Source organism: Nocardia cyriacigeorgica, assembly GCF_029868385.1.
Classification (GTDB): Bacteria; Actinomycetota; Actinomycetes; order Mycobacteriales; family Mycobacteriaceae; genus Nocardia; species Nocardia cyriacigeorgica_F.
In genome coordinates, this window is sequence record NZ_JARWNX010000029.1 from 1 (window position 1) to 19,524 (window position 19,524).

Consider the following 19,524-nt stretch of genomic DNA (forward strand, 5'->3'; position numbering starts at 1 on the left):
TCCGCCCTGGCGAGCCGGGAAGCAGCGCTGCGCGAGACAGGCGTGTGGCCGAAGGCGAACGGCCCACAACAGCTGACCTATGACGACCTGTTGCGCTGGTACCAGAAACATCTCGGCGAACCATTCGACATCACCAGAAAAGCAGAGCATGTCTACAACCCCAACCTGACCGGTAATCCGATACGAGAAACCGCGCGCTTCGAAGTCAACACACGCGAACTCGTCATCATGGGCGAGATCGACCGCTGGAATACACAAGGCGCAGATGTATTCATAGGTTACGGCTACAGTCATTACACCATCCAGAAACCATTCCTGGACCAGAAATACGGCCAACCCATCATCTACCGCCACGGACAAATGAGCGGCGACCTGCTCATGGGCGAGGACCTGACTCCCGCCGACATCCGCCGCGGCATCGCCGCCGCCGAACAACGAATCGCCGACACCGACGACCCACAGATCGCCGAACTCTGGACAGAGGAGCTACACACACTCGAAACCGAACTGGAATGGCGGACAACCGAGACAACCACCAACCCACCGGCCGCGACACCACAATCACCGGCCGAGCCGACGCCCCCCGACCGTGGTGCCGACGATCCGGCGATCGCGGCAATGCGTGCGGGTTACGTCTCATCGACTGCCGGGACCTATCGCGGTCCGGGAGCCGGTTCGGTTACCTGGGATTCCGGCGCACCGCCGGAACCGAACCCGCTGCTCACCGCAGACGAGAATCTCGATGCCTATGGAATGGTGCGCTGGGATCTGCTCGAATCCAAGCATCTGATCCCGGCGATGGAGGCGGCGGTCGAGGAGTTCAGGCGTGACATCCTCGCCATCACCGACGACCCCGCGGAGGCGACGATAGCCAATACCCTCGACCGCTTCGCGGCAGCGGGGAAGGGCATCAATCGCGTGGATCGAGTGGTTGCGGTAATCGCCGACAACCACAAAGATCCCGAACGGTTCCCTGGTATCGACGAGATCATTCCGAAGATCAGGGCGATGAAGTCTGACATCGTTCGAGAAGTCTTCACGAATGAAGCGTTCTTCGACCGGGTGCGAGCGCTCTATCAGCAGCGCGAAAATCTGGCTCTCGATGCTGCCACCGCCGAACATCTGCAACGGCTCTATCAGGATTTCCGCCGCACCGGAATCGACCTGCCCGATAAAGAGCTGCTCAAAGAAATAGACAACACGACTGCCGCACGGATCAGCGCATACAACAATAATATGCTGGAGGCATATCGTGACTCGGCCATCCATGTCACCGATGTCGAGCGGCTGTCCGGTATGTCCCCGGCACAGGTGGAAGCCGCCAGATTCGCCGCCGAATCTCGAGGAATTCCGGGGTATCTCATCGAGCTGACGCCCACGTCCTCCGGGAACAATCAGCCCCTGCTCGAAGTGCTGGACGATCGCGAACTCCGCAGGGAGTTGTATATCGCTTCCACCGAAATCGGCAGCCGCGAAGAACACAACAACACCGCGCCCGGCATGGAGGTGGTCAAGGAGCGCGCCCGGAAAGCCCAGGCACTGGGCAACTCCGACTACGCGGAATTCGTCGCCGAGGAAGAGCCCGTCCGTCCAGAGCAGTGGCTTGCCGTACTGGACAAGCTCATCCCCCCGACAGTCGCGGCGTCCCATGACGAACTGAGACAAGGCGCCGAGCTGCTCGGGCTGGAGAAGCTGGAGGCCTGGGATGTTCCGTATGCGAAGAGGAAGGCCCAGACCGCGTCGGCACTCACCGACGACGCAACCACACCACCCGGCGATGAGCCCCAGAACTACTTGGAACTCGATCGGGTAATCGACTCGGGCTTCCGCTTTGTCGCCGAGAAAGTATTCGGCCTCACCTACACCGAACGATTCGATATCCCGACACTCCATCCGGATATCCGCACGTTCGAAGTCACCGACGCGGATGGGAAGAAGCGCGGTCTGGTGTTGTTCGACCCGTTCGCCCGACCGACGAAACGCGGTGGTGCGTGGACGCACGTTCTCGTCGACAAGTTCAACCCGACGGGGCAACTCCCGGTATCAATCGTCAGCTTGAACGTGCCCAAACCACCACCTGGAGAACCGGTCCTGCTGTCCTGGGACTGGGTCGGCACCCTGTTCCACGAGTTCGGCCATTCGGTCAACGTCGCTCTCGGGTCCGGAGTCCTCGAACAGCTGGGCATGCGCATGCCACGCAACTGGGCCGAATTCCCGGCTCAGGTAATGGAAATGTTCCGGTCTCATCCCGCTGTGTTCCAGCGGTATGCGAAACATCATTCGATAAGCGATAAGAAGATGCCACGGCAGATGGCCGAGGCGCTGCTGGCATCCAGGCAATCTCATATGGGCATCGGCACCGCCCGCAATCTCGCCTACACCATTCTCGATCTGATGTGGTATCAGAGCAGACCGGACGAGTTGCCAACGGTTCCAGATCTGCAACGGAAGATCCGTGAGCTCGAGGTCGCCGTGCTCGCCGAGCATGGGCTCGATCTGCCATACGTCACCGACAGCCACACTCTTCAGCACTACGGCCACATCATCGGCTCGAGCTACGGCGGTGTGATGTTCGCCTACCTCGTAGCCGACATCCTCGCCCAGATGACCATCCAGCATGCCGAGCAGCTCATCGAGCAGCACGGATTGACCAGCGTGGTCGGCGACTGGTTACGCGACAATGCCTTCGGCCACAACGAGACCGGCCTGCGGGAGATCGTCGACAGGCTCCTCGGCGACGACCCGGACGTCAGCCGTTTCCTCGAAACACGCGGCATCCCGATGGACCGAACCCCGACTCCCGACGTATCCGCCTCCCCATCGAGAGCCACTGTCGACCAGCAAGGGTCCGAACGCCGGCGCGTTCTCCTGCCAACGCTCGGAGACTTGAAACCACCGAAGGGGGCCGACCCGGGCCCGATCCCCGGCCCGGGCCTCGGGTTCCAGCCCTTCACTGACCCCGACCCTCTCGACCTCCCATCTCGACGGGGCCGCAGGCGCCCCCGCGGCGGCCTCGGCCCGGACGGACTCGACCCGTTCACGTTCTTCTACAACACGCCCGACGTCGAGCCACCGGGTGACTCCGATCCAGCGGCGAACAACGACCGGGCACCTGATCAGCCGCTGAGTGAGTTCGCCGGTCAGAACTTGCCCGCACAGCCCGCAGCCACGGAAGACCCGACCGTCACCGGCCAACCGATCGGCTCGGCGATGGTGCGCATCCTGGAGATCGGGCCCGATGCCGACGCCGAGCGCATCGGAGAGGTGATAACCGAGCTCGTCACCGATCTGGTCGATATCAGCGATGGCAATACGGCCTGGTCCTTCCGCCGCGGCGAGACGGTGGAACTGCTGATCGATGAGCTGGCCAGCAACATCCTGAACCACCCCGAGGCCGAGGGTGTCGTGGTGGTGACCTGGTTGTGGACCGCGGCCGAGGTCGAGGCGATCAGCGTCGAAAGCCGGGTGCGCGGAGTCGGCAGGAGCCCACAACTCAACATCGCGCCGATGTACGCCGACGACTACGGGATCGAGTACGGAGCAGACGGCTACACCGCGTGGGTGGTGATGGGCGATGAGGCCGATGGGTCGGTAGACCTCGTGGCCGCCCTGTCCGATCGTGAGGCCCATGCTTCGGATCGAAGCGCGGAACTGACCGTCGAGCCGATCCCCGAATGGGCAGACACCGATTACGCGGATTCGGCGCAGAACAGCGTCGATCGGTTGATTGCGGTCCTCGGCACACCGCCCGACGGACTGACCCTGACCGTGCTCGACCGCCAGCCCGATCGGATCTTCTACCAGGCCTTTTCATCAGACGAGAGTGCCGCACCGGTCGCGCGGAACCTCGACGATCCGGTGACCGATGCGTCCGAGATGCCCGCCGCGGCGCAGGCGAACGGCGCGCGCGTGCGGTTCATGTCCGACGATCCGCAGGTGGCACCGATCCTGCGCGGAGCGATCGACGACGCGTCACCCGGGTGGGGGGAATCCACTCGCGCCGCGATAGCGCGCACCGTCGGTGATGTGGTCGGCGCCGCCGAGCCGGGCGCCACGGTCACGGTACGCGCCGAACCGCGAGAGGCGCTCGGCCTGCGGGTGACGATCACCCACGCCGACCGTCGCGATATCCCACCGCAGCTCATCCGGATCCTGGATCTCACGACCACCGCGTGGTCAACCGACGTGACGCCCGAATTCCGGCGGGTGGTCCTCGACTTCCGCCGGCTCGACGATGAGGTGATCGTTGCTCCCCGCGATGCCGCAGGGAGCAACGATGACCCGATCGTCGATACCCGGACCATGGAGTTTGTTCCGCAGGGACGGCCTCCCATCGAGGCTCGCAATCTGGTGAGCAGTCTGCTGTCCGAGCGCGTACGCCACGTCGATGTCGGCGAGGCGATGACGCTCGCGCAGCAGACGGTCCAGGACGCGATGGACAGATGGCGAGAAGACATCAGCTTCATCGCCCGCGTCACGCAGTCCGGATTGCTGACCATGGAGATCGTGCGGGATCGCGTCGGTATGGAGCCGAGGAAGTACCAGCAGGTCGTCTTCCGGCCGTCCGGAGCCGCCGAGCCCCAGCTCAGTATTTCGGACCACGCCGTCAGCGCGACGATGATGGCCGCCATCCTGGAAAAAGCGCGGACCCAGATGGCCCGGCACCGCTGGACCGATCCCGACCACCTGGCCGCAGCCGAGACCGTGCTGTACCGGAGGATCACCGACTTCGCGAGCAGCGCCGGTGATTCCGGACCGTGGCGGGTGGATGTGCACGTCTCCGGTGAGCCGGACAGCAAGGTCCTGGCCCTTACAGTGACGGGTCCACAAGACCGCGAGGCGATACCGCTGGTCGAGCTGTTCCAGCGCACGGTGAACTCGGCGCCGAATTCGCCTGCGGCGTTGGCGTTCTACCGCAACAGCTGGTTGGTCGACCTGCATTGGTGGATCGGGAGCGATCCGATCGCGAACGTCAGCGATATGTTCGACGGAGTCGACGCATTCGCGCGGGGTGAGCATCTGTTCCCGGCGGGCGCCGATCCAGTACAGGTACTGGCGCGACCGGCCGCGCTCGTCGATCGCCTGTTCGACTCGGTACCAGCAGAACTCATCCGCGCTGACGCCCGGCAGGCCGCGACATCGTTGACGATCGGTCTGGTGGACGATCTGGTGGCGGGCCCCCGCGGCGAGGCCCTGCTCACCGGCATGGTGACGATGGGCAGGGACGGGCTGGAGTTCCGTGTCGCCGTGGCCGACCGTACCCCGGGCGACGACAGCATCGGGCAGGCATACCAACCGCCGACGGCGCACCTGACCACGCGATCGGGGCGAGAGCAATGGGGCGGTGGCTCGGTCACGTGGGCCGCTGTGGATTTACGGCCGGGCGCCGAGGAAACCGGCACCGTCGGGATCGATCCAGCCGGAGGTGAGCACAGCCCGACCGGGCCGGGCACAGGACGGCCAGGCGCATCGAACGTTCTCGACACCATCGCCGACGCTCTGGGTGAGTCTCGACCGGTCGCCATGCCCCGTAACGAGGCCACCGACGCCCCGGTACGACGCGATATCGACGACATCCTCGCCGACATCGACGAAGTGGCCCCGCGGCAAGAACCGCGCCCGACCGTCAAGAGCCCGGAACCATCGGCACCATCCTCGTCGACGAGCCCATGGGCGCGCCGATCCGCCAGCAGCGCACCCGCATCCGATCAGCCGAATCGGGCCGGCTCGCGTCCGACTCCTTGGACGCCGGGGACTCCTACCGGTTCGGGCAATCCCGACCCCGACTTCAACCCGCTCGCGCCCGAACGTCGCCGGCTCGTAGACACAGTCACCCGCTCGTCGCTCGGCCAGGAGGCAGACGACCCGTCGGTTTTCAACCGCTTCGACCCGGCCCCCGACCCCGGAGCAGGGAGCACCCCCGAGCAGCCTCGAGGCACCGATTCGACGTCCGAGGTCGAGCAACCCGACGCCCGAACGTCACCGGGCCAGGTCCCGGCGCGCTCGGAGCTCGCACGACTGCTCGGAGGGGAACCCGAGTGGCTCGACCAGCAGGAATTGATCTGGCACGCGGTGGAACTCGTCCAATCCGAATGGCGCGAGATGAGTCCGCAGGCGCGGACACTGGCGATCGAGCATGGCAGGCTCGCCAAGATCGGAGACTGGATCGCCCAGCGAATCGGATACCACCGCGATGTATGGGCGGCGATGTCGCGAGGAGTTACGCCGAAAGAACGTGAGCGGCTCACTATCCGGCTGGGGCATCTCGACGACTGGCTACAGAACATGTTGCGCTTGGACACCTCGAGCACCCAATGGCGGGAGCCATCGAGCGAGAACCCATTCGCAGAGTTGCGCGATATCGCCGCCCGCCTGCGCGCAGCCGGTTCCCCATCCGATGACCTCACACGATTCGTCGATCTCGCCGAACGGGCGCTCGAGGCGGACTCCGGGCGCCACCTCGGTGCCGACCCGCTCCTCGACCTCGTCCGAGCGGTGAACCCCCTGGCGCCGCGGGCTACCGACACCGGCGACGATTCGGCATATGTCAACTGCGCGGATTGCGCAGTGGTCATCGACCGCAACATCGACGGCAAGAACTACGTCGCGTCACCGCGGAAAACCTGGGCAGCTCTCCAGTTCGAGGATGGGCACCCTCGATCGCCGTTCATCGATGCGCACTACGCGACGCAATTCCGACCTGTGACAAGTCTGGTCGACCTCGAGACCGAATTGTCGGACGGCGGACATCTGGCCCGGGGCATGCTTGCATACCGCAAGAGCGGGAGCGAGGAGGGGCACATCCTGAACGTGGTCAACGACCACGGCATCATCCGCTACCTCGACGGACAGATCGGCCGCGACGTCACGACCGATACCCGGTGGATGGTCGAGCAACTGGCGGACGGTGGCCCATCGGCCTACTCCATCGAGTCGTATGAGTTCTACTTCCTCAGAACAGACAAGCAATTCACCGGCCTCGCGGCGGGCACTCTCGGCATGGTCAAGGAACTCGGGGCCGACGCCGCCCGGAATGAGCCGGGTGCCCCACCTGGATTCATCCAGCTCACCGGTCCGGTCACGGGGGTTGCGGACAGCTCGAACCCGCTGATCACCGCCGACGATAATGTCGATACCTACGGGATGGTGCAGTGGGATCTGCTGCACTCCGAACACCTGATACCGGCGATGCATTCTGCAATCGCGGAACTGAGGGCCGAGGTCGCCGCGATTGCCGACGATCCGGCTCCCGCAACGATCGCAAACACCCTGGACCGGTTCGCTGCGGCCGGAAATCTCTTCAACCGTGTGGTTCTGACGTCGAATGTCATCTCCGGGAATCTGAAGGATGAAGAACGTTTCCCCGGAATCAAGATGATTATCCCGGAGCTCACCGCGATGGCGTCGGCGATTCGCAATGAAATATTCACGAACAAAGCCTTTTTCGAACGTGTGCGAAAACTCTACGAACAGCGGGACGAGCTTGGCCTCGATCCGGCCACCGGAGAACATCTCGAGCGCCTCTACCGGGACTTCCACCGCACCGGCATCGACCTTCCCGCCGACGACCAGGCCGCACTCGAGGAAATCGATGACAAAATCGCCAGCCTGATCAGCACATACGAAAGCAATATCACGGCGGCGACGCGGGACGCGGCGATACATGTCACCGATGTCGGCCGCCTCTCCGGTCTGTCCACGGCGCAGATCGAGACCGCGAAATTCGCAGCTCAGAGTCGCGGCTTCGCCGATGGGTACCTCATCGAACTCGCCCCCGCCGCCTCCGGTAACTATCAGCCGCTGCTCGAGATGCTGGACGACCGCGAGCTTCGGGAGCTCTTGTACCACGCCGCAACCGAAATCGGCCGCGGCGTGGTACACAACAACACCGACATCGCTGTCGAGGTGATGCGATTGCGCGCTGACCGCGCCGCACTACTCGGCTATCCCGATCACACCGCATTCGTCGCCGAAGGCGAGCCCGTCAGCCCGCAACAATGGTCCTCGCTGTTGGAAAGGCTGATCCCGCCGACGGTCGCCGCGGCGAGGGATGATCTGGCGAAGGGAGCCGAGGCGCTCGGCCTACCGGAGCTGAGCCCCTGGGATGTACCGCACGCCCGCCGCCGTACCCTCACCGCACAAGAAGACAGCTCCGGCGGCGCCACCACGCGGCTCAGCGACGACGCACCGAACTATTTCGAGCTGGATCAGGTATTCGAGGAAGGGTTCGGCTTCGTCGCGAAGGAACTGTTCGGACTGACATTCACCGAACGCCCCGACATCCGGGGGTTCCATCCGGATGTCCGTACGTTCGAAGTCACCGATGACGATGGGACGAAGCTGGGCCTGGTGCTGTGGGACCCGTTCGCCCGACCGGGGAAGAACGGCGGGGCCTGGACGCAAGGGATCGTCAGCAAGTTCGCGCCGACCGAGCAACTCCCGGTCTGTGTCGTCGTCACGAACTTCGCCGAACCGCCACCCGATCAACCGACTCTGTTGAGCTGGGTCAATGTTCGCACGGTGTTCCACGAGTTCGGGCATGCGGTGAACATCCTGGTCGGCGATGGTATGCGAGAGCTGCTCGGCAGCCGCAAACCACGTACCTGGGCCGAATTCCCGGCCCAGGTATTGGAATTGTTCCGATCACATCCGCAGATGATCCGCAGGTACGCAAGGCATCACGACACAGGCGAGCCGATGCCGGAGAGCATGATCGATGAACTCTTGACATCCAGCCAGGTCCAGATGGGCATGGGTACTGCCCGAATCTTCGCTTACACCGTCGTTGACCGGCTGTGGCACAGCGAACGCACACCGCTCGCCATGCTCTCGACTACAGACGCGGCGGATCGGCAGGCTGCCATCCGCGCACTCGAAGATGCCGAATTGGCGAGGCATGGGCTCGATCTGACCTATGTCCTCGACAGCCATCCACTACAACATTTCGGCCATATCATCGGTTTCTCCTACGGCGGCGTCATGTACGCCTACCCCGTCACCGAACTCCTCGCGAAAATGGTCACCTCGACCGTCGAGCAGCTCATCGAGCAGCACGGGCTGACGAGGGAAGTCGGCGACTGGATGCGCGAGAACATCTTCCGCCACGAAGAAGTCGGCCTGCGCGAGATCGTCGAGGGATATTTGGGCGATGACCCGGACGTCGCGCCATTCCTCGAACCACGAGGTATCTCCGTCGACCGGATCCCGGCGGGCGTCGAGACCTCCGGCGAACAGGCGGAAGCGGAGTCCGACGAAGCGGGCCACCGCGGGCCCGGCGCCGATGCCGGACCGTCACGGCCGCCCGACGAACCGGTTCAGATCCCGCCCGCCGCGCTCAGATCATTGGCCAGGGCCCAAGCCGAGGCCGACGAGGTCGTGCGTGAAGCGCTGCGCCCTGCGGCTCGGCTCGGCATCGACGTCACCCATGTGATCGGGAAGAGCACTCAGGAGATCGGTGACGCGCTGCTCGGCATCATGTCGGATACACGGCGCGCACGGATGGATGGAGCGCTGCGCAGGCTCGTCATCGACGGCGTCATCGCCCGCGTCCTCGCCGAAGACGGGGAGTTCTCCAAGATCAACCACATGTTCGTCGCGCTGCGGCGGCATATAGATGAGTGGCACCGGTACGTCAACGAAATTCGTTCGGTGCTACCGATTCTCGCGGCCCGGGAGGTGCTCGCGGCGAAGGGAGCCCAGTTCCTCTACGAAGGTGTCGGGCGGGTCCGGGACGCGCAGTCCGACAGCGGGTGGCGCGTGGTGGTCGTGTCACCGATGCTCGGACAAATGCGACTGCTCGATATGTTCTCCGCCGGATTCCGGCAGCGGATGGCCGATGAGGGTACTCCGATCGAATACTGGCACATCCGGGTGGATGACGATGGGCACGTCGGGGTCGAGCAGATCTCGGGCGGCGACCCCGAACCGCTCTGGGGATTCAGGTATTACATCAACGACAGCAAGCTGTGGCTGAACGATCTTGCCGATGATCGATCATTCGCCGAAAAGCTGACAGAAGCCGAAGCCCGCGGCGTAGCCAGTCGCCTGGTCATCAAGGAACCGAACACCGACTCCACCATGTCGGAGCAGGTGACGTTGGTCATCTACGCCAACGGCTTCTGCGCAGTCGAGAAGACGGTCCGTTCGGCACACCAAGCCGATGCCGAAGAACTGGCGACTCTCGTACTGCGAGCCATCGGCGTGCATACGCCCGACGTAGTGCGGCGCGATCACGTCTTCTACACGCCCTACATACCAGATGTCCTGGACATTACGATCGGAGAGAGCAACTGGAGCACCCATCGCCATACTCCGGACGCGAGGAGGAACGGACTCGGCGAAGTTCTCACCCGACCGTGGGATCGATATGAGGGCCAGAATTTCGGATTCGTCCACGGCGTCCGCCTGGTGCCCATCGACCACAGCAATTCGTTCGATCGCGACCTGCCGACCGGCGGGTTTTCCAGTATGTTCGTGCAATCGGGCGGTGGGCCACCGAAATACCTACAACACAATCTCCCACGAGCCGAACTCGATGGAATCCGCAGCCGAGTCGCCGCGCTCCGAGAAGACTTCGCACGATTGAACCGGATATCGTGGTTCGAGGGCGTGATGAACCGGCTGGAGGCCGTAGGTGCCAAGGCCGAAGACGATACAGCACCACCGGCGCTCACTCTCCCTGAAGTCATCCAGGAACTCGAAAGACTCCGCGACGAACTGGCCACGCAGTTCGGGGTGCCGCTCGCGTACGACAACAATGTCACCCCTCGACAATGGAGCGCGGCCTCCGATCAGCTCCGGCGGGAGTTCGCCGGACGCGACGATCAACAGGCGCTCGTCGATATCGATCGATTCGACTACCTCAACAAATTGCTCCGCGCCGCCTACCTGTTGGACACGCGTGCGGTGGAACTCCTCGAAACCGACGAGGCGTGGCCGGGCTTGATGGACGCCTACCTCGATGTGCTGACGCTTCGACTCGCCGATCTCGCGGAAGGCGGGCGCTACCCGGCGCCGAACAACGAATCCGATGCGGAATGGCAGGCGCGATTCGACCGCGAAATCCGAGCCGCGGAAGCAGAATTGATCGGGACGAGCCATACCGCCGGCGACTCGCCGGCAATCCTGGTAGATCACGACACGCCGGCCCCCCGGATCGTGCACCGTGGCCGATGGACGGCTCATCTCGACAAGATGGTCGCCGACTATATGAACCTTTATGGAACGAGATATTTCGGTGCTACCGCCGAAATCAAGACCGGCGGCGTACTCCATGTGACCATCCGCACCAGTGCCGAAACCCCCACAGACCGGCAGATGTTCGATGATCTCATGGCCGAAGCACCATTGCCGATTCGAGAGATAGACGGCCGCTGGGAGCTCCTCGAAACCGCGCCCGGAATCCCACTGGAAAACGACCTCACCAGATTCAACAATTCCCTGGCGAGTGACCCCACACTCACCATGGAGGACGCTGCGCTCGAGCACACCTTCATAGGCGAGATGGCAAAGAATCACGGCTACACCAGAGTTCGGTTCCTCTCGCTGCAAGGCGATGACACGGGGCAATCGGTGCAGGAGCTCCGTGCGAGGGGTGAATTCACCTTGGTCCATGCCCGATTCAGCCGAGACGCCTATCCCGTTGCCGAATCGAACACCATGACCGGGGGCCCGACATCACCCGATCCAGGCGCCGCCACGGACCCGTCGCGCCGATCCGCCGGCGAAACTCCCGAAGCAGGTGAACCAAGACCTTCCGACATCGCGCCGGCATCCGGGCAGGAGGGTGATCTCGGTCTGGTCGACGGCGGGCCGAACGGTGGTCCAGAGCGAGAGGCGGCGCCGGCGTCCCGGATCATCACGCCGGACACCACGACGCCGGCACAGGCGAATCCAGTCCCGGCCGGGCAACCGCCGAAGCCATGGCATCCAGGCCGTCCAACTCGCACACAGACCCCCGCGCCCGGAACGATCCGTTCGGATTCGGGCAACTCGTATAACGACACCGAGCAGATTCGCTCGTATGTTCCGTGGTCCAAACCAGGCCTCGAGCGGCTCATCACCTTCCACTCCCCACCCGATGGTGTGCCGGGTTTCGGCAAGGGGAGATCGGCTTCCAGCGATGCTTCATCGACGCAGACCTCGCAGGCTGGCAGGACAGCTGCTTCTTCGGTTGCCGACCGCACCGACGCTCCTACCGATATCGACCTCGCCTACGCGGAGGATGCGCTGCGTGACCTTGGGCCTGGTGCGCGCGCGACGGATCTGCTCCTGGACCGCAAACCCGACGGTGACGTGGTCGCGGCGGCGCGTGATCGGGCGGCGCAGAACGCCGCCTGGTGGCATGAGCTGGGTACGCCTCAGAAGGAGGCGGTGGTGCTCGTGCATCCCGCCGAGGTCGGCAATGCCTACGGCCTTCCTGGTGCGGTGAAGGACGCCGCGAACCGGCTGGCGCTCGAACGCGATCTCGGGGCCTTCGTGGCTCGTCGGCCGGAGCGGCTTGGCAGCGGTCAGCTGGTCAATCCCGAGTTCGGACCCGACGAACCACAGAGGCTGCGCAATATTCTCGATGCGCGTAAGGCCCTGGCACGGGCCGAGCAGCTGGCGGCGGCGGTACATCCCGAGGTCGCGCCGCCTCTGGTGCAGCTGTTGGCCTACAGCGATGGCGAAGTCGAGATCGGGTTCGGTGATTCCGATGACGCGAAGTCGATATCGCGGCATGTGCTCAGCCGTGGTGCGAGTCTGTCGTCGTTGATCGACGATGTGGTCTACGCGCGCAATCACTATGAGGCGACCGCACGGCTGGCATCGGGAACTCCGGTCGCGGTGGTCCTCTCGCATCGGCACGATGCGCCGGGTGCGGCGAAGGCCGTGGTTGTGCAGGACGCACGGCTGGTCTCGGGGAATATCGCGGGCTTCAACGGGAGCCGGATGTTCGCGGCCCAACTGCCCGACGGCGCGCCCATGCCCGTCCACCACATCTTCGGTTACGGTCCGAGCGCGGCTGCCATCGACGCCGCGGCCGCACAGGGCGCGCTGAGCGGTGAGGTCCAGACGGTCACCCTGGCCGACCCACGTGGCGCGGGGCGGTCGATCGACTCGACGGAGTACCGCGTCGAGCAAGTGAATATCGTGGAAACGCAGTCGAAGCGGTTCACGGTGCTCGGCACCGACCTCGGCCGGTTCTTCGGCCGCAGTGCCCACACGGATCCCTTCGCGCGCCGTCTTGTCGTGGAGCCTGCACCGGTGGCGGGCCGCTCGACGCTCGAACGCTATCTGTCCGCTGAACCGGATACCAGGGTTGCGACGCCGTCGCTCACAATGCTCGCCGGAATCGCCGCCTCGGCTCCCACCGCCCCGACGGGCGGCCCGCCGCACACACCGGTTCAGGACGGGCACCAGGACCTGTCGGACACACTTCCGGCAGATCCGCCGCTCACCCGCGCCGAACGCGAACTCGCGCACCAGGCCAGAAACACGCTGAAAGACCATCTCGGGCCGAATGCGGACCTCAGCTCCTTGATGCGCCGGATCGATCGGCACGATGTGGTGGGCTCCACCCGTCGGCGCACCAACGACAACGCCCGATGGTGGCAGGCGCTGAGTTCAGAGCAGCAGTCGGCGATGGTGCGCCTGCACCCACATATGATCGGCAATACCGATGGCGTCCCGTTCGCGGTGCGGGACGCGGCGAACCGGCTGTCGATGACCCGAGACCTCGACACTCTGCTCGAGCGCCGCTCGGCACGCGGCGACCTCTCACGTGCCGATCACCGGAAGCTGGAGAACCTGGAGACTGCCCGCGACCATCTCGCGGCCATCGAACGCGGGGCGAACGAGACGATCGGGTCGCCCGCTGTTCAGCTGCTGTCCTTCAGCGCGGTCCGGTTCGGCGGAAATGGTGCGGCCTCGGTGTCGATCGGTGACGCCGACCGGGCGGCGACGGTGACCAGGCATGTCGGCGGGTTCGGCACAACGCTGCAATCGTTGCTGTACCGGTCCGGGTTCGCGCGCAACCAATACGAAGTGTCGAGACAACTGTCGCCGGACGAGGAGACAGTGAGCATCATCGATATCGGATACCACCACCCCACCGGGTACGCGGACGCGGCCAAAACGATCTACGCCGACGTGGGTGGCTTCCTCGTGGCGCAATCGGTGGTGGCGTACAACGCGACTCGCGAGTTCCAGGCGACCTTGCCCGAGGGGAGCGCGAAGCCGAGACTGGTCACCCTCGCCGGCCATAACTACGGCTCGGCCACCGTGACCCAGGCGGGCATGGATGGTCTGCTGGACGGCGAGATCGATCACGCGATTCTCGCCGGCACACCGGGTACTCGCATGCGTCACGCCCGCGAATTCGGTCCGAATGTCGAGGTGTACGTGACCACTTCGAGCCGGGATGTCATCGGGTGGTTCGGCGCGGATACGCCGGGGCGGATGGGCCGGGTCTTCGGTAAGGGGCTTGGAGTCGATCCGGCGAACGCGACGTGGGGCGCGGTGCGGATCCAGGCGGATTTCGCGCCGGACTTCGGCAATTGGATGGCCGTGCATCAGGGCTATTTCTCGTTCGCCGACCCGGAGACCCGCGAGCCGACCACTTCGCTGCTGGGGATCGGCCTGGTCACCGTCGGGCGCGGCGACGAAGCACCACGCACCGAGCACCGCCCGGCGGTGGACGAGCCGAACGTGCGGCAGCGCATCATGTCGATTCCCGCCGATTTCGAGCGTCGTCGCGCGCGTCCGGACAGGCCGTCGTTCTGGGTACCCCAGGTGGTGTCACCACGCGGCGTGGCGGCCAGTTTCTCCAGGGTCGACGACGGCTCCGGCACCCGCCCTGATCTCGGCGAGGGTATCCCTGGTCCGGGAAGCTTCCGAGCGCCGCATCCGGATACCCTGCCGACCGCGGCGCCACCTTCCCCGGCCGAAGAAATGTTGACGCGCAGTGCGTTCGAGGCTTCGCGACTCGTACGGAACGCGACGGATCTGCTGCACGGCGACTACTCCGACGAAGAGGTCGTGGCGCTGACGGAGCAGCGGACCGAGCTGAACTTCCGTTGGTGGCACGCGCTGTCGGAGGATCAGCAGAAAGCGGTCCTGCGGGCGCATCCGGCGGAGTTGGGCAATGCCGACGGCATCCCGTTCGCGGTGCGGGATGAAGCGAACCGGCTGGCGATCGCCCGTGACCTGATCGTCTACCGCAACCGGTTGCCCGTGGGCGCCGATATCGAACAATGGATGAGTACCGAACTCAGCGATGCCGAGCGGCTGCATCTGCGGAATCTGGTCTACACCCACGATGCGCTCTCGATGGCCGAGCTGAAAGCACGATCGATGGAACCGACGGTGCCCGCACCTCGGATTCAGGTAATGGCGTACGACGCAAGGGAATTCGGTGGTTCCGGGCGTGCCGCTGTCGGCTTCGGTGACGGCGACCGCGCCGGGGTCACACTGTGGCAGATTCCTGGAATCACTACGACGCTACAGCGTCTGAACAGCCGACTGACCAATTCTTCGAACCTGTACGCCGTCTCGGCGAAACTGGATCCCAGCCTCGACATCCTCTCGATCGCATGGCTCGGATACGACGCACCGAGCGGCGGCAAGATGATGACCGAGACGATCTCACCCCAACCGGCCATCGAAGGCGGCCGGCTGCTGGTCCGAGACCTCGTGGGTTTCGATACCACGCGCACCTTGCAGGCAGACCTGCCCGACGGTTCACCGCCGCCGCTGAACCGGCTTTACGCCCACAGTTACGGTTCCACCACCATGGCCTACGCCGCCGCGGGCGGACGATTGCGCGGCCGAGTCAAATCGGTGCTCCCACTCGGTTCTCCCGGCATGGGCCCTCTGGAGCACGCTGACCAGTTCGAGGTCGACGAGGTATACGTCGCCGCGGGCAGTAGGGATCCGGTGACCTGGCTCGGGTCGAGCACGCTCGGCCAACCGGGCCGGTTCGCCGGTCGCGGTCAGGGAATGGATCCGGCGACCGAACAGTTCGGAGCGCATCATCGGATCCCGTCGGAATTCCCGGATGTGCCGCGGTTCTCCGACGCGCTGCGCACGCACCGCCAGTACTGGCAGTACATCGACGCCGTCTTCTGGAATCCGACCGAGCCGCTCGGTTACTTCGGCCTGATCGCGGTGGGCCGTGGCAACGAGGTACCACACGCCCCGCTCCGGCCGAGCGTCGAAAATCCGACCTGGCTGCAACGTCAAGTCGGTTCCCGGCTCAACGATCCGGAGGCCGAGCGGACCGCATCCGTCGGTGACTGGTTCAGCTACCGGCCACGATCCTCACCCCAGCCCGTACACGAGCCGGCCACGGAATCCACCCCAGCACAATCGCGCTCTGCGGATGCCTCTGGTACAGCGCCCGCCGCTACCTCCGGTACTGCTCACGCCAGGCCAGCAGGACGCCCCCCGGCCATGATCGGGACCATGGGTGTCCCCGACCCCGACGCCCCGCTAGATGGCGGCGGTAAGACCCCATGGGATCGCGGACCGAAACCGGGCCGGGGACAGAGTTCGGTGGAACGGCTTGCGCAACTGAACGTCGACGGTGGTGGTGCCGAACGCGGCGGAGGTAAGGGGGAAACGCCGCCCAGTCAGGCACAGTTCCATCGAGCGAACAGTACGCCCGCTGCGGTACCGACGGAGCGCGTGGAGCCGTCCAAGGAGCCTCCAGTCGACTTCGCCGCCGGACTGGAGGCGGCGTTGCTGCGTGCATCCGGTTTCGACTATATCCGCGAGCGGCCCGCCAACCAGCCGGGCGAGCCGACAGGTGCCGCATTCTTCGACACCGACCTCCAATTGGCGTGGGAGCGTGACTGGCTCGCGGCCAACGGCCCCATGCTCAGCGCCCTCGGTGCGTTCACCCTGGCTGCAACGGAAGCGGAGAAGCTGCTGGGTATGCCCAACACGACATCGGGACCGGTGTTGCTCGTGCAAGAACGCCCCCGACTGCCCGGCGAGACCCTGTACGTGTGGAAGGCAGTATCACTCGGCTCCGAGGATCCCGCCGACGCCAGCATCATCGGCGATCTCGGACGACAGCTATCACTCGATGAAATCCCCCAGTACGCGTACATAGCTATCGTCGCAGCACGACCGTTGAACAAAGTCGACATCGAACGGACGCGCGAGATCCTGACACCCGCCGAAGACGAACGCTTCATGCGTATCCCCCGTGACGGAGTCTTCACATCGCAATACCCGGGCTGCCGCAACCATGTGAACGGCTCACTCACCTACCTACAGACCCGCTACTATGCCGACGTTCTCCTCCCCGAGATCGCCTCCCCTACTTTCTACGGGTATTTGATGGACGACGTCGTCATTCCCTATCAGCGCCGTCACGCCAGCAAACTCGTCAATAGCTATAGAGGTCGAGTCCTGTCCGCGAACGACCGAATTGGGCAGTGGTTCGCCACAACAGTAGCCACCATTCTCCACGCGCCACCCCATGCGGCGGCGCGTATCCTCAGCCGAAGCCTCCGCACGCAAACACGACGCCGAACCAGCGGAATGTCTCCGGCAGACCACGCACTCCGAGAATTCGCTGTCACCGTCGACCAACTACTCGATGGACACACCGATTTCGGTAAGTATCTCCATCACCGAGCGCGCCCCGAATACTTGGCATATATCGACCACGTACGGCAGACGGTCTCCCACCGCCACCCGCCCGGAAGCACCGCACACATACCGTTCATCCACAACATCACCGGACCGCTACCCGAACCCCCGGTTACACCCCAACACGCCGGGGCCTCCATCGAGCCGACGACCCGGGCCAGCGAACACAGCCAACCATCGTCCGACTCTTTGCGCCCAGCCGAAGTGACTGAACCACGACAGCTGTTCAAGCCGCACCTGCTCGTGCCGCGGAGCAAGAATGAAACCGGCCACGGTCGACTGAGCACGGTCGAGGAAGTATGTGAACTCATCGCAGACAAGAACAACCTGCTGCTCGATGTCGACGGACCGGTCTGCTCGGTGTTCGGGATGCTCCGCGACCACATGGTCGCCGAGGAGATTCGCCGCGCTGGCAGGCTATGGCAGCCGAATAAGACACTGCCGGAATCGATCCAGAACGCCACCGATCCGTTCGCTGTGGTCCGCTTCATCGCGAGTTCCGGCGAAGAATACGCCGTATCGGCCGAGCAGATGCTGACCGAACTCGAAATACGAGCGATGGACAGCGCCGTACCGACCAATCACGCGCACGACATGATCCGTACCGCCGCTCAACACGGTCGACAGGTGTTCCTCGGCAGTAACAACGCGACGTCCGCGTTGCATCATTATGCGGCGAAGCATGGTCTCGAGAACTATCTGAAAGGAATCTATGGCCGCTCGTCGCACTACCTCAGCCGATTGAAGCCCGACAGATTCGTCTTGGATCGGATCCTCGCAGATCACAACATATTGCCGATGCACTGCGTCTACGTCGGAGACTCGACAACTGACATCATCGCCGCGCATGCGATCGGAATGCCTGCCATCGCACTGGCGGACAAACCGGGCAAGGTCGACGCGTTCGAGCCGTACGAACCGGATGCCGTGATCGGCGACATGGGGGTGCTGCTACGCGCTCTTCTCCTGCTGCACGGCGATACTGCACCGCCGAATCGATCTGAAGAGAAACCCCACGAGCGCAGCGCATCCATCCCGCCGCCGGCTCCGTCACCGATACCGTCCGGGATCGTAGTACCGAGAGTCGAGCTCACCGCCGCCCCCGGCCGGTTCGATGACGGCGCGACCGGTGGACCCGCTGCGCCCGGGCAGCACGGCTCCACTATCCCGATCATCGGCACAGATCCGTCGACTGGTCTCGACATCGAGATCGACCCGAACGATGTCATCGCGGTGACGCTACCCAACAGCGATGGGCACGGAGATGTCGTCGTCCTGCCGTCGACAGACGACCCGGACGGCAGACTCGCGTTCTGGGCCAGCAGGCCGAACCGGACACATGAACTGTGCGTCTACACCGCGTACCGGCTCCCGGACGATCGGGTCGACTACGGCCCTCCCGAGGACGCGGCATGGCAGCGGGAAGTGCTCGCGACCGGCAAATCGCCTTTTATCGTGTTCGCACACGCGAGCGCCAACTTCTACGTAGTTCAGGTCAGGTCCGGCGAGACAACAAAGGAAGTGTTCCTCGATGGCATTGCCTACGGGCGCCTGCTGGCCAATACCGAGCGAGTAATGGAGATGCTCTCAACTGATGAGTATCGCGCACTGATCATCGGATCATGCAGTCCGGCCCAACTGGGTAGCGCAACCGCACAGTACACTGCCGACTATCTGATCAATGACGCGGAGATGTATCGCAACATTCACTTCTGCACCAGCAATCTCCTCTGCCCGTCATGGGGGGACAATTCGTTTCTGGCCGCCGAAGCGGTGATCACCCCGAATGGTTTACACCAACCCACATTCGAATCCTATTGGGGTTCACCGTGGGCGGACGAGTTCCGCCCACGGTAGATACTCCGCACAGCATGTCGAGCCGAG

General features: G+C 64.2%; 2 protein-coding genes. One reads left to right on the plus strand and one right to left on the minus strand.

All coding sequences use genetic code 11. The annotated features are described in order from the left end of the window. The coding region (locus tag QH168_RS05865; RefSeq protein ID WP_280233429.1) for a hypothetical protein at positions 1–354 on the minus strand (354 nt) is incomplete at its 3' end. Between the two features lie 6 nt (positions 355–360). Between QH168_RS05865 and QH168_RS05870 the strand changes: the two genes are divergently transcribed. Next, entirely contained in the window at positions 361–19,497 is a 19,137-nt protein-coding gene (locus tag QH168_RS05870; RefSeq protein WP_280233430.1) for a M3 family metallopeptidase, read from the plus strand. The last annotated feature ends 27 nt before the right edge of the window (positions 19,498–19,524 follow it).

Coding starts and splice junctions, on each gene's coding strand:
- QH168_RS05870 (WP_280233430.1), top strand. CDS start 361: ATGAGCGGCGACCTGCTCATGGGCGAGGACCTGACTCCCGCCGACATC.